Source organism: Peribacillus sp. NJ4 (assembly GCF_030348345.1).
Classification (GTDB): Bacteria; Bacillota; Bacilli; order Bacillales; family DSM-1321; genus Peribacillus.
The window spans coordinates 2,165,460-2,185,422 of sequence record NZ_JAUCFQ010000001.1 but is presented as its reverse complement, the minus strand read 5'-3'; the positions used below and the strand labels follow the sequence as shown (position 1 = coordinate 2,185,422).

The 19,963-nt window shown below is 39.6% G+C and carries 19 protein-coding genes, 1 other RNA gene and 1 riboswitch; of the genes, 3 read left to right on the top strand and 17 right to left on the bottom strand.

Annotation, left to right across the window (positions count from 1 at the left end; genetic code table 11):
* Positions 1–93: 93 nt before the first annotated feature.
* Both QUF94_RS28765 and QUF94_RS28760 read left to right on the top strand, forming a co-directional pair.
* The gene (locus tag QUF94_RS28765) at positions 94–225 is read left to right on the top strand and encodes a hypothetical protein (RefSeq protein ID WP_353957749.1); all 132 of its coding nucleotides are present in this window, start codon (positions 94–96) and stop codon (positions 223–225) included.
* A gap of 1 nt (position 226) precedes the next feature.
* On the top strand, positions 227–475 hold the full coding sequence (locus tag QUF94_RS28760) for a hypothetical protein (RefSeq protein ID WP_353957748.1): 249 nt from the start codon (positions 227–229) through the stop codon (positions 473–475).
* A 466-nt stretch (positions 476–941) separates the two neighbouring features.
* Here the strand turns inward: QUF94_RS28760 and QUF94_RS10995 are convergent, their stop codons facing one another.
* The 13 genes from QUF94_RS10995 to QUF94_RS10935 all read right to left on the bottom strand — a co-directional run bounded on the left by QUF94_RS10995 (position 942) and on the right by QUF94_RS10935 (position 16,589).
* Positions 942–2,255, bottom strand: a complete 1,314-nt coding sequence (locus tag QUF94_RS10995; RefSeq protein WP_289315883.1) for a nucleobase:cation symporter-2 family protein — start codon at positions 2,253–2,255, stop codon at positions 942–944.
* Entirely contained in the window at positions 2,248–2,847 is a 600-nt protein-coding gene (locus QUF94_RS10990) for a xanthine phosphoribosyltransferase (protein WP_289315882.1), read from the bottom strand. Before QUF94_RS10990 ends, QUF94_RS10995 begins: the two co-directional genes overlap by 8 nt.
* A 163-nt stretch (positions 2,848–3,010) precedes the next feature.
* A riboswitch (purine riboswitch) is annotated at positions 3,011–3,112 on the bottom strand.
* Between the two features lie 397 nt (positions 3,113–3,509).
* Entirely contained in the window at positions 3,510–5,024 is a 1,515-nt protein-coding gene (locus tag QUF94_RS10985; protein WP_289315881.1) for a carboxypeptidase M32, read from the bottom strand.
* 128 nt (positions 5,025–5,152) lie between these two features.
* Positions 5,153–7,069 carry an ATP-dependent DNA helicase gene (locus QUF94_RS10980; protein ID WP_483313649.1) on the bottom strand — a complete coding sequence of 639 codons (1,917 nt, stop codon included), beginning with the start codon at positions 7,067–7,069 and terminating at the stop codon, positions 5,153–5,155.
* Positions 7,070–7,297: 228 nt separating this feature from the next.
* Positions 7,298–7,498, bottom strand: a complete 201-nt coding sequence (locus QUF94_RS10975; protein ID WP_034307871.1) for a cold-shock protein — start codon at positions 7,496–7,498, stop codon at positions 7,298–7,300.
* 203 nt (positions 7,499–7,701) lie between these two features.
* Positions 7,702–8,841: a THUMP domain-containing class I SAM-dependent RNA methyltransferase gene (locus tag QUF94_RS10970; RefSeq protein ID WP_289315879.1), complete on the bottom strand. Its 1,140-nt coding sequence runs from the start codon at positions 8,839–8,841 to the stop codon at positions 7,702–7,704.
* Positions 8,842–9,532: 691 nt separating this feature from the next.
* An RNA gene (gene rnpB, locus QUF94_RS10965) (RNase P RNA component class B) lies at positions 9,533–9,921 on the bottom strand.
* Between the two features lie 80 nt (positions 9,922–10,001).
* The gene (gene gpsB, locus QUF94_RS10960) at positions 10,002–10,313 is read right to left on the bottom strand and encodes a cell division regulator GpsB (protein WP_289315878.1); all 312 of its coding nucleotides are present in this window, start codon (positions 10,311–10,313) and stop codon (positions 10,002–10,004) included.
* A gap of 202 nt (positions 10,314–10,515) precedes the next feature.
* On the bottom strand, positions 10,516–11,067 hold the full coding sequence (locus QUF94_RS10955) for an SLOG family protein (RefSeq protein ID WP_289315877.1): 552 nt from the start codon (positions 11,065–11,067) through the stop codon (positions 10,516–10,518).
* A 66-nt stretch (positions 11,068–11,133) separates the two neighbouring features.
* On the bottom strand, positions 11,134–11,628 hold the full coding sequence (locus tag QUF94_RS10950; RefSeq protein WP_289315876.1) for a CotD family spore coat protein: 495 nt from the start codon (positions 11,626–11,628) through the stop codon (positions 11,134–11,136).
* Between the two features lie 512 nt (positions 11,629–12,140).
* Entirely contained in the window at positions 12,141–13,385 is a 1,245-nt protein-coding gene (locus tag QUF94_RS10945) for a ribonuclease H-like domain-containing protein (RefSeq protein WP_289315875.1), read from the bottom strand.
* Between the two features lie 32 nt (positions 13,386–13,417).
* Positions 13,418–15,697, bottom strand: coding sequence for a DEAD/DEAH box helicase (locus QUF94_RS10940; RefSeq protein WP_289315874.1), 2,280 nt, complete (start codon positions 15,695–15,697; stop codon positions 13,418–13,420).
* 121 nt (positions 15,698–15,818) lie between these two features.
* Positions 15,819–16,589: an alpha/beta fold hydrolase gene (locus QUF94_RS10935; protein ID WP_289315873.1), complete on the bottom strand. Its 771-nt coding sequence runs from the start codon at positions 16,587–16,589 to the stop codon at positions 15,819–15,821.
* A gap of 140 nt (positions 16,590–16,729) precedes the next feature.
* On the opposite strand from QUF94_RS10935, the gene QUF94_RS10930 reads away from it, so the two are divergent.
* The gene (locus QUF94_RS10930; RefSeq protein ID WP_289315872.1) at positions 16,730–17,182 is read left to right on the top strand and encodes an Hsp20/alpha crystallin family protein; all 453 of its coding nucleotides are present in this window, start codon (positions 16,730–16,732) and stop codon (positions 17,180–17,182) included.
* Positions 17,183–17,253: 71 nt separating this feature from the next.
* Here the strand turns inward: QUF94_RS10930 and QUF94_RS10925 are convergent, their stop codons facing one another.
* From QUF94_RS10925 to QUF94_RS10910, 4 genes are all read right to left on the bottom strand, one after another.
* Positions 17,254–17,838 (bottom strand): YppG family protein, encoded by a 585-nt coding sequence (locus QUF94_RS10925; RefSeq protein WP_289318346.1) that lies wholly within the window; start codon positions 17,836–17,838, stop codon positions 17,254–17,256.
* 78 nt (positions 17,839–17,916) lie between these two features.
* Positions 17,917–18,285 (bottom strand): YppE family protein, encoded by a 369-nt coding sequence (locus QUF94_RS10920; RefSeq protein ID WP_289315871.1) that lies wholly within the window; start codon positions 18,283–18,285, stop codon positions 17,917–17,919.
* Positions 18,286–18,355: 70 nt separating this feature from the next.
* Positions 18,356–18,631, bottom strand: a complete 276-nt coding sequence (locus tag QUF94_RS10915) for a hypothetical protein (protein ID WP_289315870.1) — start codon at positions 18,629–18,631, stop codon at positions 18,356–18,358.
* A 355-nt stretch (positions 18,632–18,986) separates the two neighbouring features.
* Positions 18,987–19,928: a DUF2515 family protein gene (locus QUF94_RS10910; RefSeq protein ID WP_289315869.1), complete on the bottom strand. Its 942-nt coding sequence runs from the start codon at positions 19,926–19,928 to the stop codon at positions 18,987–18,989.
* Positions 19,929–19,963: the final 35 nt, after the last annotated feature.

Below are 19,963 nucleotides of genomic sequence, written 5' to 3'. Positions count from 1 at the left end.
TGTATTTTTTTATTTTTTTCTAAAAAATACAGGTAAAAGAACCTATAAAATTATTAAAGTAGAACACATAACCATACAATCGGAGGAATGAAAATGGAAATCAACACTGTAATTACAAAAGTGTTAAATGGATCCATCCTTGCTGTTAAGTCCGTTATTCCTTTTAACTATAGACATTCAAAAGCCGTCCCTAATCAGGCAGCCTTTCAAACAGGAATCCATTAGCGTGCTTATTGGGATATCAGGGGATATCCGCGGAAGAATAATCATTGAAGGAACAAACGGATGCATGAGTAAAATAGGTGAAGGCATGTTTGGCATTCCAATAGAAGGTGAAATGCTTGAATCTTTCGCAGCAGGACTCGGCAACATGCTTGCTGGGCAATATCGCCACCTCCTTAGAAATGGAGAATACAATTATGGATATTACACCTCCCACCGTCATTGTGGGCAATACCAAAATGTATGGGTTTAATGAAGCAGTCAATTTGCCCATTTCATTGGAAGTCGTAGGTACCCTTCATATCATCTTAATGGTTGAAATGTAATCCTGAAACAATAAACCCCCTTACCCAGATAATCGGTAAGGGGGTACGTTCATTCTTCCTTCTTCACTGAAGATTGATTTTGTACTTGTATAATGATATTTTGAAACTCCTCATTTCCACATACACTGCACCTATTCTCCTGACTTAAAATGGTCCGACAATGAATACAATATTTTCTCTCCATATCTATCACTACTTTCCTGAACATATACTATCAATATATTCAAAAAGTGAAGAGAGTTTCCTTTTATCTGACAAAATCTCATTTCATGAAAAAACTTCATTATCAATGATAAGTCTTCGGGCGGAAATATAAAATGCCCCAAATCCATCATCTGAGGATTTGGGGCATTTTATGGGTGAATCTATCAAGTATACCGAATCTATTTTTAATCAGGCTACATTCTGCCTTTCAATACGCGCTTCCTTCACTTTCCCTTTTGTAGGGACGATGTTAAAGACGATGTTCAGGAAAATGGCTGTCAGACTTCCAGCCACGATTCCATTATCCGTTAATATTTGAATACTTTCCGGAATTTTAGCAAAAAGCTCAGGAACGACCGTGACCCCAAGTCCCATACCTACGGAACAAGCGATGATCAATAAATTTTCTTGAGAGGCAAAATCCACTTTACTTAACATCTTAATTCCAGCGGCAATCACCATTCCGAACATGGCAACCATTGCCCCGCCTAACACAGAGGAAGGAATAATCGTCGTGAATGCACCAATTTTCGGAACAAAGCCAATGAAAATGAGCATGCCCGCTGTTGTATAAATGACATTTCTTGTTTTTATTCCCGACAATTGAATCAAACCGACATTTTGTGAAAATGCTGTATATGGAAAAGCATTAAACAAACCGCCGAGCATGATGGCAAGCCCTTCAGAACGATATCCACGCGCGAGATCGTCTTCCGAAATCTCTTTGTCCGTGATTTCTCCTAAGGCATAATAAACGCCAGTCGATTCCACTAAGCTGACGATCGCCACCAAGGTCATTGTAATGATAGCCGTGATATTGAAAGTCGGAGTGCCAAAGTAGAAAAAATGAGGCAAATGCAACCAAGTGGCACTTGCTACTGAGCTAAAATCAACTTTTCCAAGGAAGAAAGCGACAAATGTCCCGACTAACAGCCCCAGTAAAATAGAGATGGAGCGTACGAACCCCGTTGAAAATTTATACATGAAAATGATGAATAACAAAGTTCCAAAACCAAGAGCCACATTATCCAAGTTTCCGAAATCAGGAGCACCTTGGCCGCCGCCAAGATTGTTGATTGCGACAGGAATGAGTGTGATCCCAATGATCATAACGACTGATCCAGTAACGACCGGTGGGAAAAACCTTGCCAGTTTCCCAAAGAACTTACTAATTATTATGACGATCAATCCTGACACTAAAATGGCTCCATAAATGGTGGAGATTCCATATTGGGTACCTACCGCGATCATGGGGCTAACTGCCGTGAAAGTACAGCCTAAAACGACGGGAAGCCCGATTCCAAAGAATTTATTTTTCCAGACTTGTAATAACGTCGCTATTCCGCACATTAAAATGTCTATCGAAACTAAATAGGTTAACTGCGCAGCTGTTAAACCCAATGCTCCTCCGACAATCAGTGGAACGACGATCGCACCTGCATACATTGCAAGAACATGTTGTAGTCCTAAGGAAGCAACTTTTAATGGTGATTGATTAGACATTGACGGTTGCCCCTTCCTTTTCCTCAGCGAACGTTATCTCACCGAATTTCAACTCTGCAATTCGCGCAAGGGATTCCACTTGAAAACCTTGTTCCCTAAGATCCTTACCGCCACTTTGGAATGCTTTTTCAATAACGATGCCGATACCGGCCACTTCTGCTCCAACCTGATTACAGATATCCACCAAGCCCCGGGCTGCTTGTCCGACCGCAAGGAAGTCATCGATGATCAAAACCTTATCTCCAGCTTCAATATATTTATTGGAAACAGTAATTGTATTGGTTTCTTTTTTTGTAAAGGAATGAACGGACGCCGTCACTAAATCATTTGTTAAAGTAAGTGATTTACGTTTACGGGCAAAAATTAGCGGAACTTCCAATTCCAAGGCAGCCATCAAACCAGGTCCAATGCCTGAAGATTCAATTGTCAGCACTTTTGTTATTTCTTTTTGTTCGAAACGTTTTACGAATTCTTTACCGATTTCTTTCATTAGCATAGGATCCATTTGATGATTTAAGAATGAATCTACTTTTAAAATATCTTCTGATAAAGCTTGACCCTCGGACAAGATTTTTTCCTTTAAAAGTTGCATGAAGGTTCCTCCCAATCTTGGATGTTATATTGACCCATAAACCATGCAATTGTTTCCCGGCATATAAAAAAGCCCAAGAAACATTGCGGCACTTTTTTGGAGTGAAGCAATATTTCTTGGGCATGAATGAAAAATGAATCAGCAAAAGCCTACCATTATGCAACAAGATCTATTACTCACCCATAGTCGAATTATTTACGGTAATCCGGTAGAAACTTGCAGGCCATATCCCTGCTATTATACGAGTGAAAACTTTTTATTTTATTAATATATGAATTATAACAACGCTGGCTCTATTTGAAAAGTCATTTTTAACAAAAACCGAACTTTCAATTAAAAAAAGAAAGTATTATTCGTATTATTTGAAAATTATGAAATCACCAAGTCTAATTAACATGGATTTACCCATTAACAAATAGTCACTTACGGTTATCCTGCGCATGCACTGAGTGGATTCCATACCAAACCGCTCAGGCGATTGGTGGTACTATATTCTTTTTTGGAATCACTTTATATTCATTTTCACCCTCTTCTTTGCTCCAAGAAGAGGGGTGAAACGAAATAACACAGTTTTTTCAGTTTTGGAAATTATGGATTGGATTATCGCAGCCATAAAAAAAGAAGAAGGCCTTGAAATAATTCCAAGGCCCTCTTCTTTTGATTCATTTGATTTTATAAACTTCTTTATATTTATTTTCAAGATACTTTATTAAATACTGAACATTCAAGCCTTCACCTGTCGTTTCCTTCAAAATCTCCAGAGGCTTTTTAGTTTTTCCGTATTTATGTATCTTTTCATTAAGCCATTCCCTGATTGGAGCAATATCACCCGCTTCCAACAGTCCATCAAAATCAGGCAAATCTTTAAGCATCGACTGCTTGATTTGGGCTGCATACATATATCCCAATGCATAAGATGGGAAATAACCAAAGCTGCCATCTGACCAGTGTACATCTTGTAAAACGCCCATGGCATCATTCTCAGGTACAATCCCCAAATAATCCTTGTATTTTTCATTCCAGACTTTTGGTAAATCCTTCACCTCAAGTTCTCCATTAAAGAGAGCCTTTTCCAATTCATACCGAATCATAATATGTAGAGGATACGTCAGTTCATCTGCTTCAATACGGATGAACGATGGTTTTGATTCGTTAATGCCCCGGTAAAATTCATCCAGCGTCACATCATCGAATTGTTCGGGAGCATATTCTTTTAATAAGGTGAATTTGTTTTTCCAGAAGCTATAGTTCCGTCCAATGAAATTTTCGAAAAACAAAGATTGTGATTCATGGATTCCCATTGATGTCCCACTATCGAGCAGTGTTCCGGTTAACTCTTCGGCGATATTCTGCTCATAAATGGCATGTCCACATTCATGAATGGTACCGAATATTGCCCCCCGGAAATCATTTTCATCGTAACGGGTCGTCACACGGACATCGCCCCTGTTTATTCCAGTTGCAAAAGGGTGAACCGTTTCATCCAGCCTGCCAGAATTGAAATCGTATCCTAGCTGTTTTAAAACATCCAGGTTGAGTTGATGCTGCTTTTCTTTTGGAAATTCTTTGTAAAGGAACGCTGTTTCAGGTCTATGTTCGCTTTCAGCAATCTGTTTTACCAGAGGGACTATCCTAGACCGAAGCTCACTGAATACGCTGTCAAGTATATCTACAGTCATGCCTGGTTCATACATGTCTAAAAGGGTATTATATTTCTGCCCTTCATATCCCCAATACTCTACGAACTTACGGGTGTAGGCAACAATTTGCTCAAGATAAGGTTGAAATAATGAAAAATCAGCTTTTTCCCTTGCCTCTTCCCACGCACTTTCAGAACGGGATTGTAAAATGACGAATTCCTTATATTCGTTTGCAGGAATTTTCTTATTTCTTTCAAACTCTTTTTTACACTCTTGTACCATTTTATTCGTCGTTTCACTAAGAATCGCTTTCTCCACCGAAAGTTCTGTAATGAAGGATTCCATTTCTTTACTTGTAATCATATTAAAAACCTCGGAGGAAAGCACCCCGATAACTTCAGAACGCTGCTCAACGCCCTTTTTCGGTGCACCTGTACGCAAATCCCAAAAAATTAACGCGAGCGCTTCATTATAGGCCGAGATTTTCTTGACATATTCTTTAAATTCTTTTTCAATCAGATCGATACCCTTTTTCATATTCACAGCTCCTTCCAAATATACTTTACCATATTATACAAAAATCTTTCATATCAGAACTACTCCGTTTAATAAAATAAAAAAAGAGCCAAGGGGGCCCTTGGCTCTTTTTTTTGGATTGGATTGACTTAAAGCGTTACAGGAAGAACGGATACAATCTTCTCTTTCACCTGTTCCGAAAGGTTTTTTTCTATCAAAATCTGTACGGTTCCCGAGTCATTGCTTGTCCTGATCAATCGCCCTATTCCCTGACGCAATCGAAGGAGCATGTATGGAAGATCCACTTCTTCAAATGCATCGGTAACCGAGTTACGTTTGGCCTCGAATACTGGATCCCGTGGCGGGAATGGAAGGGAGTGTATCACTACATTTTGTAATGAAGGTCCTGGAACATCAAGCCCTTCCCATAAATGATAGGAGAAAAGAACAGATTGCTCATTCTCTTGAAACTTCTTAACAAGCTCGCTGATTTCCGCTTCACCTTCAAAATAAAAAGGATAGGTTAATATTGGGCAGTTTTCCTTGAACCAATGCAATTCTTCTTTTGACTGGAATAACACAAGTGTTCGACCTTCATTTTCCTCAATCGTCTTCATCGTATATTGAAGTTTTGCCAATTGGTCTCCATTTTCGAAGACCGGCATGTTCATTTTCATGACTTCATCGTAATCGAATGGTGACTCAACGGAGAAGCTGTCATACTTTTCTATCCCTAGGCTATCTGCAATGTATTGGAAAGATTTATTATCCGATAATGTAGCCGATGAAAAAATGTAAGGGATTTTTTTAGAGAATACCTGTTCAGACAAAATATCCTGTACAAGCCTTGGCATGATGACCAATGTTTTGGTCATTTCATTTTCTTCAAACCAGGAAACTGCCTGTTCATCCTTCACAAATAGGGAAAGGGAGTAACCCAGCTGTTCTAAATATTCTTCCGTCACTTTTAAATCATAGTCATTGATCGTGTACATTTCCGCTTCAAAAACAAGGTTTTCCTCTAACTCTTCAACCTTTTTATGAAGCTTTTGGGCAAAGCTTGTTATCTCTTTGGACATCGGGATTTCATAACGATTAGATCCGCTTACATGTATGGCTTTTTCATCCAACAAATCAAAAAACTCTTCATTGATATCAATTAAGTCCTCAATGATGTATAAGGTTTCTTCACGAACCTGATTGGCAGTAAGCAATTCTAAAACCGAAGCAAGGGTTTGTTCCCCAACTTTATAAGTTAAAGCCTTTTGAGCAGCAAACTCCAATAGATGGCCTTCATCAAAGACAACGCAGCTATGTTCAGGCAATAATGGTAACTGTCCTTCACGCTTACGTTTTTCCTTAGTCCATACATGCTCCATAAAGAAGTCATGTGAACAAATGATCAAATCGCTTGATTTTCGGTAGTGGTCCCGTGATAAGGTTTGTCCACAACGATGGCGTTTATCACAAGTAAAACAGTTTTGAAGCTGATCCCAGCCAACTTTAGACCAGTCTTCATCATTTAAATATGGATACTGTTTACGGTCCCCATATGCTGTATAGGCGTTCATGGATGAGTTATCATGGACAAACTTGGGAAGTTCATCATAGAGCTGATCTATTCCCTCTGAATCTTCATGATTCACTGCGTGATCCAATTTCTTAAGACATACATATTGATCGTGATATTTGGCAAGCCGAACATCCACTTCAATACCTAAGGCATTCTTGATTTTTTGGATGTCGCCTTCTTCTTTGACAAGCTGTTCAATCAACGTTTCGTCTGCACACGAAATAATTGCCGGTTTGTTCGTATATCTCGCATAACAAATCGCATATAGTAAATAGACCAAGGTCTTACCGGTCCCTACCCCTGCTTCAGCAAAACTTACATTCTTTTCTTTAAAGGCTTTTTCTAACTGAAAAGCCATGAAGATCTGTTCGTCACGCAGCTCAAATCCTTTTTCGGGAAGAATATCGTAAAAAACATCACCGATCCATTCTGAAAGCTTATCGTAAAAAGAATCTTCCTTTGTTACCGAAAAAGGCAGTGTTTTAAGCATCATGGTCTCCCCTTTTATCTATCATCAGTATATCGTATCCGCATTATAATATATCTAGGCAAAAGTATATTATCCTTTATTTCACATTAATAGTCAAGATATTTACCCTCCCATCAGAAATGAAGTGTATAAAGCATGTTTTTCTTCTATGTATGCTGTCAAGTTACCCGACTCGTAAAATAAAAGACAGGCTCCTTTAGAGAGCCTGTCTGTAAATAATATAGGGTTGAATTAAGCTTTGTTTACGTTTGATGCTTGTGGTCCACGTTGACCTTGTTCTACATCAAATGTAACGTCTTGGCCTTCTTCAAGTGTTTTGAAACCTTCGCCTTGGATAGCTGAGAAATGTACGAATACATCGTCTCCACCTTCACGTTCGATGAATCCAAAACCTTTTTCTGCGTTAAACCATTTTACTTTACCTTGTTCCATTTTTGTTGCCTCCTAGTGTGTTTTCCACACATTATATTACTATCCTTGCTCATTGAATATTAAGGTATTCCTTAAATCTGAACAAAAATAATTCATTATTAGAATAACAGAAAAGGAAATGATAAGCAAGACTGGAACCTATTATGAATAAAACGTCCTGACTATCAAAATTCACCGTTATATTCTACCCACTCATTTTCACTTTAGAACTGTTTCGGCGGTCTTTTTCCCCAATACTGATAAAGGTCTGCACGGATGAAACCATTGAAAAGCTTCCTTTTTTTCGTTGCAGGCTTACCGTAATGCTGTTCAAAGTCAGGATTGGAGGTAATCATGTATACTGACCAAGTATCAAGCTTCTTGAAGGCTTGTCCCATTTCCCTATACATCTGTTCAACGGCTTTTTTCTCACCTAGACGCTCTCCGTAAGGGGGGTTCCCGACAATGACACCATACTCTTTCCTAGTCGAGATATCCCTCACTTGCATTTGTTTGAATTCAACCAGATCTCCAAGACCGGCCTCAAAACTATTCGCTTTAGATATTTCTACCATCCGATGGTCGATATCACAACCGGTTATGTCCAAGTACTGATCATAATCGGCTAAATCTTCAGCCTCAACCCTTGCTTCCTCCCATACCTTACTGTCCATCCACGACCATGTTTCAGAAACGAATTCCCTGTTAAACCCAGGTGCTATGTTCTGCCCAATTAAGGCAGCCTCGATAGGAATCGTTCCTGATCCACAAAACGGATCAATGAAAGGCATATCCGGTTTCCAATTGGTCAGCATGATTAACGCAGCCGCCAATGTTTCTTTAAGGGGAGCCTCCCCTTGTCCTGTCCGATATCCTCGTTTATGTAAACCCGCACCTGAAGTGTCCATGGTAAGTGTCACTACATCTTTTAAAATAGACACTTCAATTTTAAATAAAGGACCCGTCTCCGCAAACCAAGATACCTGCTTATATTTGCTTTTCAATCTATCAACAATCGCCTTTTTGACGATAGCCTGACAATCAGGGACACTATAGAGCTGGGACTTAACCGATTTCCCACTCACCGGGAACTCGACATCGGCTGATAAGTAATCTTCCCAATTCAAGGCCTTTGTTTTTTCAAACAACTCATCAAACGAATATGCTTTAAATTCTGCGACTTTAATTTTCACCCTGTCTGCACTCCGCAGCCATAAATTAGAGCGGGCAATGGCAGATTGGTCCCCTTTGTACGTGATCTTACCATTTTCGACTTGACAATCGTAACCAAGATCCCGAACCTCCTTGGCGACAATTGATTCCAATCCCATTGCTGATGTTGCGATAATATCGAATTGTTTCATTAATCCTGCACCTTCTTTCCATTAATCCAAATCAATTGTACCTTTACCTAATTCCTTCATTAATAAGAATAAAGAATTAGGAATCGATTTTAGACATGTAAACCTTTTTAAAAGTTCCACCGTCAATTTATTTTTTGCTTAGATTTCGTCATTGATTTCCTAAAAAAAATGTCGTTGTCATCCAGCGAGAGCATTTTTTAAAGTAACCGGAAAATCAAACGCAATAAAATAAAGTTTTACTCAATTATCCATGAAGGTAAACGCTGCAAATATTTATCCATAACAGCGAAGGACCATTTATTCACACCAATTATGTATACCTTATAGAGAAATGCTTCCCATTCATTGACCTGAAGATTTGAAGTCATGCCTTAATACCTTTAAATAGAAGCCAAACAGAACCTTTATAAATAGGATACCCCAGAATCAAGGAATGCTTAACATTTCAACGCTATTTTTAAAAACGTTACGAACAGACGTCAATTAAGCAATTGTCCTCCTACTTGACACTTTCAGTTAAAAAATCACTCGACTGGAATTAAAAACTTGCCAAGTTCTTAGTTTAACACAGCGGGGTTTCAGAAAACGAAAAATAAATTGGAATGCCCCCTTTTTTATTCAAGAGCATTCTCCATAAACAAAAACTCTCCTTTTAAAAGGAGAGTTGTGCTTTTAGTGTTATATGATAACGTTCTGTAAGCCATGTTTTGTTCCTCAGTACTGCAAGCGACTCGCGTCTCGTACTTCGGCGGTAATCATCTATCTACAGAAGCATGGCTTCTGTCCTTCTCCTCGTTCATTTCCAAGGAAGAAAGCGCCCCTACCATTAATTTGGGTTTCTCGCTCGTGGGGTTTACCTCGTTCCACCCTTTACATTTCTGTAAAGGCTCCGTCACTGTGGCACTTTTATAGGTATTCATGCCATATCCAAAAGGACTTAGGCATTTTCCCAGCCGTCAGCAATCCAAGATTGCTGCCCAAGCTTATTTTTTCGCCAGGCACGAACACTACGGACATCTCAGTCCGTGCGAGCATGGACTTTCCTCTACTGCAAAAATGCAGCAGCAATTACCCAAACGTTAACATAACATAATTGATTATACTCCATTATTCATGAAAACACAATACCAAAATCAATTTTACTTTTACAAAGCAAAACCTCAATCAAAAAGCTTGTTTCCGAAAACGTGCTTTTCCAAGTTGGATAACCGTTTAAGGATGTCAAAGTTAGTGGTTCCCGGAGTGGCACTGGGAGCAGGTTGATTTGGACGTTTTGTACTCTCTTCGGCTTGTTTTTTCAATTTAAGATTCTCTTGTTTAAGATCTTCAATCTCCTGATGGAACACTTCATAATCTTTAATGATCAGATCCAGGAATTGATCCACGTCTTCAGGTTTATAACCGCGCATGGCTGGTTTAAAATCTTTCTCAAGAATATCTTTAGCCGTTAATTTTATCTTATCGGATAGCATAAGACTTCACCTCAATACTTTCGCCAATACAATCGACTTTTTATTATTTTTTCAAATCTGCTTGGGTTTGTCAACGAAACACCTTTTTATTTGCATAATGTTTCAGTGAACGATATGTACTCCCATGAATCTGTATCTAAATTTCATCATAATATGAATATGCTTTAGAAACAACTTTTAATCCATAATTATTTTCACTCTGTCATTCTTCGGACCAGCTGCTTTCTTCCGCAGCCAGCTGCAGATCATCAAAGTTTATCTGAAAGATGGGGTAAGGCTGTGTTTCCGCTTTTTTCATCGCTTCGAAATATGGATATCGGGCTGACCCTTCTTTTTCGGCATCGAAAATGATGAGCATGGCATCGCTTTTATGGACCATATACTTATTTTTGATTTTCAGCTGTTGTGGCCCTTCATATGGCTTGTTGAAAATGGATTCAACAAAATCGGCACGGGCCAAAATGAATCGGTAATAGTCTTGATTCGTCTCATTCCATGACTCTTCCTGTTTCAGAAAAGGAGTAAGCACCCCTAATTTAAGCTGATTATATTCTTCCTGCATTTCGAACACCACTTCGGCACCCCATAGTTCCGTACCCAACTGACCTGATATAATCACCCATTCCAGCCCATCTTCCACCAATGGCAGAAGACGTTGCTTCATCGCTTTCTTTATATATTTTACGGCTTCATGGTCATTTTTGAAAATCCCGAATTCAAAAGCTTTGTAGCCAGTCATATACAAAACCTTCATTGCTTGGCCAATCTCCCTTTTAACATGATTATGTATGAAAACAAGGGCTTAATAAGCCCTTATTTTTTAGTATCCGAAATGCCTAGGCGGACAGCATGGGTTATGCGCCGGCCTTCCACATATCAAGTGTTGATTATAGCACTCGTTCACCACGGATTGAGTATGCGGGAAGTAATGCTTAAACGTGTTCACATGTTTATTGACAGTCGTTGTATGTGATGGATGAACGACAGGAATAACTGTGTTCGATACATTCGTATTAACATGTTGCTGTGTTGGAGAGACTTGCGCTGGGGCAACTTGAGATGGAGATGTTTGTGTTGGGCCAAATTGTGCTGGAGACACAGCCGATGGACCATATTGCGCTGGAGACACAGCCGATGGACTATAGGCTCCCATTACGTTAGAGTTTTTACCGGTTGACGCTCCCATTACGTTGTTGGGGTGTTTACCGGTGAATGCGCCCATTACTCCAGGTGCTTTCCCGTATGCGCCCATCACATTGTTGGATGCGCCCATTACATTGCTGGATGCGCCCATTACATTGTTGGATACGCCCATTACATTGGGTTTATTTCCTCCACAATTACGAAAATACATTTATAATACGTCCCCTTTCATCATGATAATTTTAGTCTTACCATTACAGACTATGAAAAAAAGGGGAGACGTGTACTGATGAAATGACCTATTTATACAGAATAAGTATAAAACTATGTATAGCTGTCAATTAGTACACTTTAATTATAATATGGCTAACCCTTCAAATGTTCCGAGGGTAATTTTCTATAAAAAGGAATAGAGACTTTCTTTTAATGATGTAAATAAAACAATCGTTAAACAAAGGACTACAAAAAATAGAAATAAAGTCGTTTTATACATTTCTCCGCTCCGCTTTCACCTTAAATTTATATGATGTAAAGGTATGAAATGAATGCTTCGGAATTTCACCCTCAACTCTTTCCATTTTACACATAATAGTTGAAGGCTACAATATTTGTATCCATATTTTTTTTTTCAGCCTTTCGCACTAAAAGACAATTCTGATTCCCTTATCTTATACAGAAATACCCTTAGATTCCTCTTTTTTTTTCGAGCCGCCGGATCCTCTTTTCCAATTCCAACTGTTTTTTCCTTGGAATGGTCCCTTCCCTCACCATCTCTTGTTGTGCAATTTTTGCACATTTTAGAGCAGTTCCGACTTCCTTAAATTGATGTTCATATAATTTTGCACATTCAATTTGTGCCTGTATCCTTATTTGCACATTCCCTTTTAAGGCGACTTCCTTCCAAATTTCCAATGCTTCATTGAATTGTTGTTGCTTCTTTTTCTGGAAGGCTAAGGCATGGCCTGCAATTATCCGATCTTCCTCATTTCCCGCTTCCACTATTTTTTCATATGTCTCGACTGACTCCTCTTTTTTACCCAGATAAGCGAGCCAGCGTGCAATTTCCATGGACTCTTCCGTATATCCATCGATTTGGAGGATTTTCCGGGACAAATGAATATACAATGTTATCAGTGATAAGATATCCAATTCATTATGCTTCATGATTCCAAACAAAATTTCTGGATTCTTCCTCTCAACAAAATCAAAATAAATCATCGGTGCCAAATATCCAGGAATATCATCCTCCCTATGAACACCTAGAATATCTGTTTCGACTACTGATAATTTCACTCGTTCCAATTTGTTTTTCCAAAGCCGTCTTGAAGCATGATATAAATCGAAATGTCCGAATTCCGGTAGTTTTGGTACATGTTCCTTTACCAAGGTATGTCTGGTTTTTAGCTGGGGCCAATCAAAGGATTTACCATTATATGTGACAAGCGTTTCGTAATTGATGTTTTCCAGAAAGCTCTGGTAAAGCGGTATTTCACTTCCGGGCTGCGGAAGGATATGTTGTTTCACGACAACTTCTTCACCTTCTAAATAGGCATAACCAAGTAAAAAAATGGTGTTGCCGGCTCCGCCTCCAAGCCCTGTTGTTTCCGTATCGAAGAAAAACAGGTCTTCACTTTTAACGCCCCTAGCGGATAGGGGATGCTCCAAAGAAGTTTGATTCCACTCATTTACGATCTTTTTCAGCTCAGAAAATGCATATAACCCGTGTTTATGATTTATAGGGTAGCGGACCTCCCTAATGAAACAATAGTCATCATCGAAATGAAAGGAAACGGTATCGTTCTCCTGCCACTTTTCAAGATAAGGAATTTCTTCATTCACTATATGGTTATTTTCTTCTTCAGAAGGAAGTTTCACTGGCTCCAGGTTCATATGCGTTTTCATACGGTTCAATTTATTTTTTAATGACATAAACTACTCCTCTTTTCACTTATCCCCGCAAACTATGCTTGTTTTTCCTTGCAAAATTGACCCAATAACTGTTTTGCATCACTCTTTGCCGTTTTCGTGGCGGATTCCGTTCCTATACAGGAAGGACAGCCGCTTTCACAAGTACAATTTTCGATCATGGATATGGTTTCCAATAGAATGACTTCAGAGTTTTCATATACTTTATCACTTAACCCAATGCCTCCCGGATAACTATCATAGATAAAAATTGTTGGTTTTTCATTATGCGCTGCCTTAACCTGCGGATAAACATGGATATCATGTGGATCGCACATAACATATAGCGGAATCATGTAATTAAGAGCATGGGAAGCGCCTATCATTCCTTGTTCTATTCGATTTTCGTCCCATTCAAATATATCGGGCTCCATGGAAAGCATGGCCGAACTCGTGTGCAGTTCCATCTCAGGGAGACTGATTGGCCCCGAACCAATATTTTCATGAGTTTCAAATTTAATTTTTTTGAAGATCGTAGGCATCGCCCGGATGGCGACATCACCAAAGGCAGCTGCTGTGGAAGCAAAAGTTCGCTGTTTATCCACTTCCAATACAGACAACTGAACGGCAAGGTTAGCATCCGTATAATAGTCCACATTGACTTCACGTACATAAGCTTTTTTTTCATCCCAATCAAGTTCTTCCACCTGAAATTGCATTCCCTGGTGCAAGTAAATGGCTTCATCGTGGAGAAGGGTCATTGCACTGAACGTATCCATTTCACCTATGACCCGATTAACCGGGGCATTCGTTTGGTCGATGATTACGACATTTTCCTGTGCCGCAGAACGCAGGCTGATATTGCTTGCGGGAAAAGCATCGTTCATCCAATGCCATTTGTCCCCATTCAGGTGTAAGACCCTTTCTTCCGTAAGGAATTCCAGTACGTCCATAATCTCTGTTTTTCCAAAGGTATCACCTTTTTTAAATGGCAGCTCATATGCTGCACATTTGACATGATCAACCAAGATCAAAAGATTATCTGGATTGATTCTTGCAGTTTCTGGATTTCTGGTAAAAAAGTAATCGGGATGCTGGACGATATATTGATCAAGAGCACTAGAACTGCCGACCATGATGATCAGTGCTTCACCATGCCTTCTTCCTGCTCGTCCCGCCTGTTGCCATGCACTCGATATCGATCCAGGGTAACCAGTCATTATGCAAACCTGGAGCTGGCCGATATCGACACCCAACTCAAGTGCATTCGTAGATATCACCCCATAAATGGAACCATCCCTGAGGCCCTGTTCAATTTCTCTGCGCTGTGTTGGCAGATACCCCCCGCGATAGCCCCTGATCGATTTTGGTCCCAATTGCTTCGAGACGAGTTCCTGTAAATAGGTCAATAGAATTTCCACACGAACCCTGCTTCGCGCAAAAACGATCGTTTGAATTTTATTCTTCAAAAATTCATTTGCGAGCTTCCTGACTTCCAAAACCGCACTCCTTCGAATGTTTAGTGGTTTATTGACTATTGGGGGATTGTAAAACACAAAATGCTTTTTCCCACTTGGGGCCCCGTTATTATCGATGAGGACCATTTTTTTTTCCGTAAGCTCTTCTGCCAACTCTTTTGGGTTATTGATCGTAGCGGAGGTACAGACGAATACAGGGTCGCTTCCATAAAACTTGCAGATCCTTTTTAATCTTCTTATGACGTTAGCAGTATGACTTCCGAAAACGCCGCGGTAAATATGGAGTTCATCGATGACCACATACTTCAAGTTTTCAAACAAAGAAACCCATTTCGTGTGATGCGGCAAGATTCCGGAATGGAGCATATCAGGATTGGTGATCACGATATGCCCGGCCTGTCGGATTTTTTGCCTGATATTTGAAGGTGTGTCCCCGTCGTACGTATAACTATTTATCTGAGCATCCATTTCATGAATCATTTCGTTCAATTCGCTTTTCTGATCATAACTCAGCGCTTTTGTCGGAAAAATATACAGCGCTCTGGTTTTTTCATCTTCAAGTATTTTTTGAAGGACCGGCAAATTATAGCAAAATGTTTTACCAGAAGCTGTTGGGGTGACCGCTACAAGGCTATTGCCACTGACAGCTGTATCAAATGCCGTTGCCTGATGCGTATACAACCCATTTATCCCCCGTTTTTCAAGAGCATGCTTGATCTTATCATTCATTCGATCGGGAAAAGGGACATGTTTTGCTTCTTTCGCTTCAATTACTTGCCAATGTACAATATTATCTTTAAAATTTTCATTGGTTTTTAAATCCGTGATGATTTCTTGTAAATTTTTTCGCAGTTTCATATAACCACCTCATACTCCTATTCTATCGAATGAACGTTCTATGCAAAAGGGAAACTATTTCCTATTCAAAAAAAAAAGCAAGAAACGGCAACAGCCCGTTTCCTGCTTAGACTTTTTTCAGTTAATTCTTCTCGACATAGCGAATGATTTCTTCGATTAGTCGGTTTGGAGCTTCCAGCATTCCCATATGGCCGCTCCCCTCAAGTATAACTTCATTAATATGACTCCCTTTTACAGAAAAGGTTTTTTCAGCGGGAATCACCTTATCTTGTTCACCTGCAACCAAAAGGACCGGCAGCTTCGTATCTTTAAGTACATGATTTCTGTCTATTCTGTTCCTCATGGCATGCAAAGATCCGATTGCTCCACTTTCACTGGTTTTATAACCGATTTCCTTAGTATGTTCAATATTTGGATCATCGGAATGAGCGAAAAGCTTTGGTACAAGTCCGTCAATGAAAGCAGGGATTCCATCTATTTCGATTTTCTCAACAGATTTTAAACGTCCCTCCTTACCAGCCTCATCATCCGGAAAAGCGGTAGAATGAATCAGTGAAAAACCAGACAATTTCCCAGGAAACCTTTCGGCGAATGCCAAGGTGACATATCCCCCTAGTGAATGACCAAACATATAAACCTGTCCGATTTTCAGGTCTTCCAAAAATGACGCAATATCAGCAGCCATATCTTCAATCGAGAAAGATTTCCCTATTTCCTCACTTGCCCCATGTCCCCGTAAATCAACGGCAACAACCCGGTATTCATCCTTTAATTCAGCAATGATGTCACTCCAATATTCATGACTTCCACAAAAGCCATGGATAAACAACAACGTTTTATTTCCTTTCCCGGTATCTATGTAGGAAAGCTTGCTATTTTTTGTCTTATTCATATCAATCCCTCATTTCCTTTTTGATCATTCAGTAACTTTATTCCCTATAGACCCGTATCTAAAACCCAAGAGTGCATTCACAATTCTTCAGTCCTCACATAGCCTATAGGCAAAGGAATTTTTTAGGAAGGAGCACCGTGATGACCTCTTCTGAAAAAAAAAATAATCGGAATCGAATAGAACCCTTTACCCATTTCATTAACAAAATGGATCGACTGTTTTCCGAAAGGCCACCTAAAGGCATGCTGCAATCCCTTGACGAATTCTTCGGTTCAACTAAAGAACGCAGCTTTCCGGTTGATGTTCACGAGACGCTTTCAGAATATACCCTTAACGCTACCTTGCCCGGTATTGCACGCAGCCAGATTTCAATTGATGTGCTGCCCCATGCAGTAACCATAACTGCAAAGCATGTAGATAGGAAGCACAAAACTCAAGGAATGTTTCAAAAGGAAGTTTCAGCAGGTACATTTTCAAGAACCATTTCCTTTCCAAAAGCGATTGATGAAGCAAAAGTGACCGCACGACATCGCGATGGCATCCTCACGCTTCACCTTCCCAAAATCAGAGGGAATCGAATTGAAATTAATTAGGCAAGATTAAAAGCAGACTTTAAAAAGTGGCTGGGTCACTTATAAGTCTGCTTTTATACTTTATTCACCATTTAAACTTTGAAGAAGCCCCCTACTCCTTTGACCATTGAAGATACTTGAGAAACTGTATTCATCATTTGTCCAGCTGTATTCATCATCTTCGTTATATCCATTGAGCCATCTTGTGTTTTGAATTGATTCATGACCGATTTGATACCCGATGGCTGTGGCTTTTGCATGAACTGCTGCTTAGGATAAGGATTATAAGCCTGCTGCTGACTTTGTGGGGGCCGTTTAGCTGGCTGCAGCGGATTGGCGAACGGACTAAAAGCTTGCGGCTGCTGATTGAACTGCATTTGTGGTATTTGCGGCAGTGGCTGCATTACACTAGTGCCCGGATAAGCTCCCACAGGCATCGCCTGCTGCTGAACTGGTTGGTATGGGTGATAGGCCGCTTGCTGATATGGATCATGATATGGCGTCATATAGCCCCCTGTATCCTGGGGAAGATATGGATACATAAATGGTTGTTCAAGATTATGATTATTGGGCGGAGGATACTGCATTGGCTGCTGGTACCCTCCCCAATATTCTGGCATTGATTGAGGATACTGTCCTTGATTTGGGGAGACTTGGTTAAAACCGGATCTCATCATGTTCAATGAGCCCTCCTCTTTTTTCATTACATGGTTCTGATAATATATGAAAAAAGAGGAAATATAGTGTAGGTGTTTTTATGATAAAATCCGATCGATTTCCGCTTTTACATTATGAAGGATAAATTCGACCGATTGGATATGACTTTTAAATCGCTTGTAACTGGTTTTAGGAAAGAATGCCTGAACGGCTACATCAGAAAGGTTATGAGCGGTTTGTTCGATTTGCTCGGGGAAAAGATGCTTAAACTCGGTTTCTTTCATCCACTCCTTCATTCCAGTTTCCCATTCGATGCATACGGTCCTGACTTGGTCTGCGAAGGGCTTGACTTCCGAAAAGAAATCCTTTTCCTTTCCTTCCTTGCGTACACCCTCATAGATATCATCGGCTTGGACCGTATATTTTATTAATTGTTCAGTCAATAGCTGCAGTTTTTCTTTTTGCACAATATATTCCTCCGCACGTTTGTTTCCCTTTAGTATAATCCAGTTCTTTATAAAATGATATTCTGTTGGCTTATACGTGCAATTCAGTTAAAACCTTGTGTTTAATTATTGATTTTTCCGGAACAATGGAAAAGGAATGGTTTTCACCTTCAGCATTCACCCAATAATCCTCGGCTTTTTCAATGGCTTCCTGGGCTTCATTAACTAATGTATATTGCTCTGCCCATAGTTTGCACCGGACTGTATTTACAGTTTCCCCATATGAAATTTCCAAACGATCCAGGCTGGTACTGATCTCAGCTATCATCCTTAATATTTCCTCTGTTGCGACACTTTTATTGACCATGCTGATCCCTCCCATTCTTTACCTGTACTATTCTTTTTTTTATCACAAAGCCCTTCATGACTGACAAAACTAGAAGGGAATCGGCAAAGAAAGTGCAATTCACTTAATTTATTATGCCCTTCGACAACAATGGCAGAATGAAGAATGGAGTTTTAAACAAAAATACAGTCAGGAGGTGATTTTATGCAGTCGAATGAAAGCAGACAGCAAAAAAACGAAAAACGACAAAAGCCGCCCACTAATAAGGCAGGAACGGGGAACCCGAAACTTAGTGGAGAAAACCGCCCCTCAACGTAAGTCTTAAATACTGTACAATAAACAGGGAAGGCTCAATCGACGCCTTCCCTGTTTCCTTTTATAAAAACCAATTCTTGATCATCGCTACTGTGTGCAGCTGCTTTTGTTTATGGTCATACCAATCGGTCAATTGCGGGTCTTCTTCCCATTGAGGTTCAATGAACCAATCCTTTTTAATCTTTTTTTTCAAATCCCATTGCTCCGTCTCACCCACTTTATGATGAATCAATGGATAAACTCCCCTCAGCATCGGGGTTTCATGGTACCTAGGCTTTTTTCGATATTGTTCATAATCATATCTAGCCCCAGTTGGTTCAGTCCGGCAGGAAAATTCATGAAAAAGCGGAAACAAATCTTCAGAAAATAAAAGGCCAGCCAACCTTTTCCCCAATTCAATCCTTTTATCGATATTTCTAAAATGCGAAACGGAAGAGCCATACAGTCTTCCATTGCAGGTAGGAAATAAGACAGTGCTAAAATGCATCCAGTCCTGCAGCAAAAATAATATAGAATGAAAAACGAAAGATTGCTTTTTAATAACCGGTTTTTCAATGATGTTTTGTTCATTTATTATAAGCGCAGTGACTAATCTTTCACGATTCCCATATTTCCAAAAGGAATACCATTCATTCGTCATGAATTTAGTAATAAAAAAATAATGACATAAGTGAAACAAAGGACGTTCATACTTCGTCGAATAATGATAGAGAAGCAATTGCGGATAAGCATCTTGAAATATTCTCCAATTGGCATCTTCATACGTTAGAAAGAAATGATGCCTGTATTTGGGGCTAAGCAAATGGGAAAGCCAAATCCCTTCAAGGTCACACATATTCCAGCCTGCATTTCTAGAAACCATCCCCGCTAAAAAAGACCATTGTATTTCTGGATGCATTTTGAAAAATTGTTCATATGCCTTTGTTCTTGATATATTATCCCTATTCCCTTTATCGGTTTGGACTTTTATGGAATGGAGCAATTGCTTTTCAGTCTTTAACATTCGCATCTATGTGTCCAGCCTTTCTATAGCGATGA

Excerpts from the sequence above, each read along its gene's own strand:
- QUF94_RS28765 (WP_353957749.1), top strand. The coding sequence starts at position 94 with ATGGAAATCAACACTGTAATTACAAAAGTGTTAAATGGATCCATCCTT.
- QUF94_RS10995 (WP_289315883.1), bottom strand. The coding sequence starts at position 2,255 with ATGTCTAATCAATCACCATTAAAAGTTGCTTCCTTAGGACTACAACAT.
- QUF94_RS10990 (WP_289315882.1), bottom strand. The coding sequence starts at position 2,847 with ATGCAACTTTTAAAGGAAAAAATCTTGTCCGAGGGTCAAGCTTTATCA.
- QUF94_RS10985 (WP_289315881.1), bottom strand. The coding sequence starts at position 5,024 with ATGAAAAAGGGTATCGATCTGATTGAAAAAGAATTTAAAGAATATGTC.
- QUF94_RS10980 (WP_483313649.1), bottom strand. The coding sequence starts at position 7,069 with ATGATGCTTAAAACACTGCCTTTTTCGGTAACAAAGGAAGATTCTTTT.
- QUF94_RS10975 (WP_034307871.1), bottom strand. The coding sequence starts at position 7,498 with ATGGAACAAGGTAAAGTAAAATGGTTTAACGCAGAAAAAGGTTTTGGA.
- QUF94_RS10970 (WP_289315879.1), bottom strand. The coding sequence starts at position 8,841 with ATGAAACAATTCGATATTATCGCAACATCAGCAATGGGATTGGAATCA.
- gpsB (WP_289315878.1), bottom strand. The coding sequence starts at position 10,313 with ATGCTATCCGATAAGATAAAATTAACGGCTAAAGATATTCTTGAGAAA.
- QUF94_RS10955 (WP_289315877.1), bottom strand. The coding sequence starts at position 11,067 with ATGAAGGTTTTGTATATGACTGGCTACAAAGCTTTTGAATTCGGGATT.
- QUF94_RS10950 (WP_289315876.1), bottom strand. The coding sequence starts at position 11,628 with ATGGGCGTATCCAACAATGTAATGGGCGCATCCAGCAATGTAATGGGC.
- QUF94_RS10945 (WP_289315875.1), bottom strand. The coding sequence starts at position 13,385 with ATGTCATTAAAAAATAAATTGAACCGTATGAAAACGCATATGAACCTG.
- QUF94_RS10940 (WP_289315874.1), bottom strand. The coding sequence starts at position 15,697 with ATGAAACTGCGAAAAAATTTACAAGAAATCATCACGGATTTAAAAACC.
- QUF94_RS10935 (WP_289315873.1), bottom strand. The coding sequence starts at position 16,589 with ATGAATAAGACAAAAAATAGCAAGCTTTCCTACATAGATACCGGGAAA.
- QUF94_RS10930 (WP_289315872.1), top strand. The coding sequence starts at position 16,730 with ATGACCTCTTCTGAAAAAAAAAATAATCGGAATCGAATAGAACCCTTT.
- QUF94_RS10925 (WP_289318346.1), bottom strand. The coding sequence starts at position 17,838 with ATGATGAGATCCGGTTTTAACCAAGTCTCCCCAAATCAAGGACAGTAT.
- QUF94_RS10915 (WP_289315870.1), bottom strand. The coding sequence starts at position 18,631 with ATGGTCAATAAAAGTGTCGCAACAGAGGAAATATTAAGGATGATAGCT.
- QUF94_RS10910 (WP_289315869.1), bottom strand. The coding sequence starts at position 19,928 with ATGTTAAAGACTGAAAAGCAATTGCTCCATTCCATAAAAGTCCAAACC.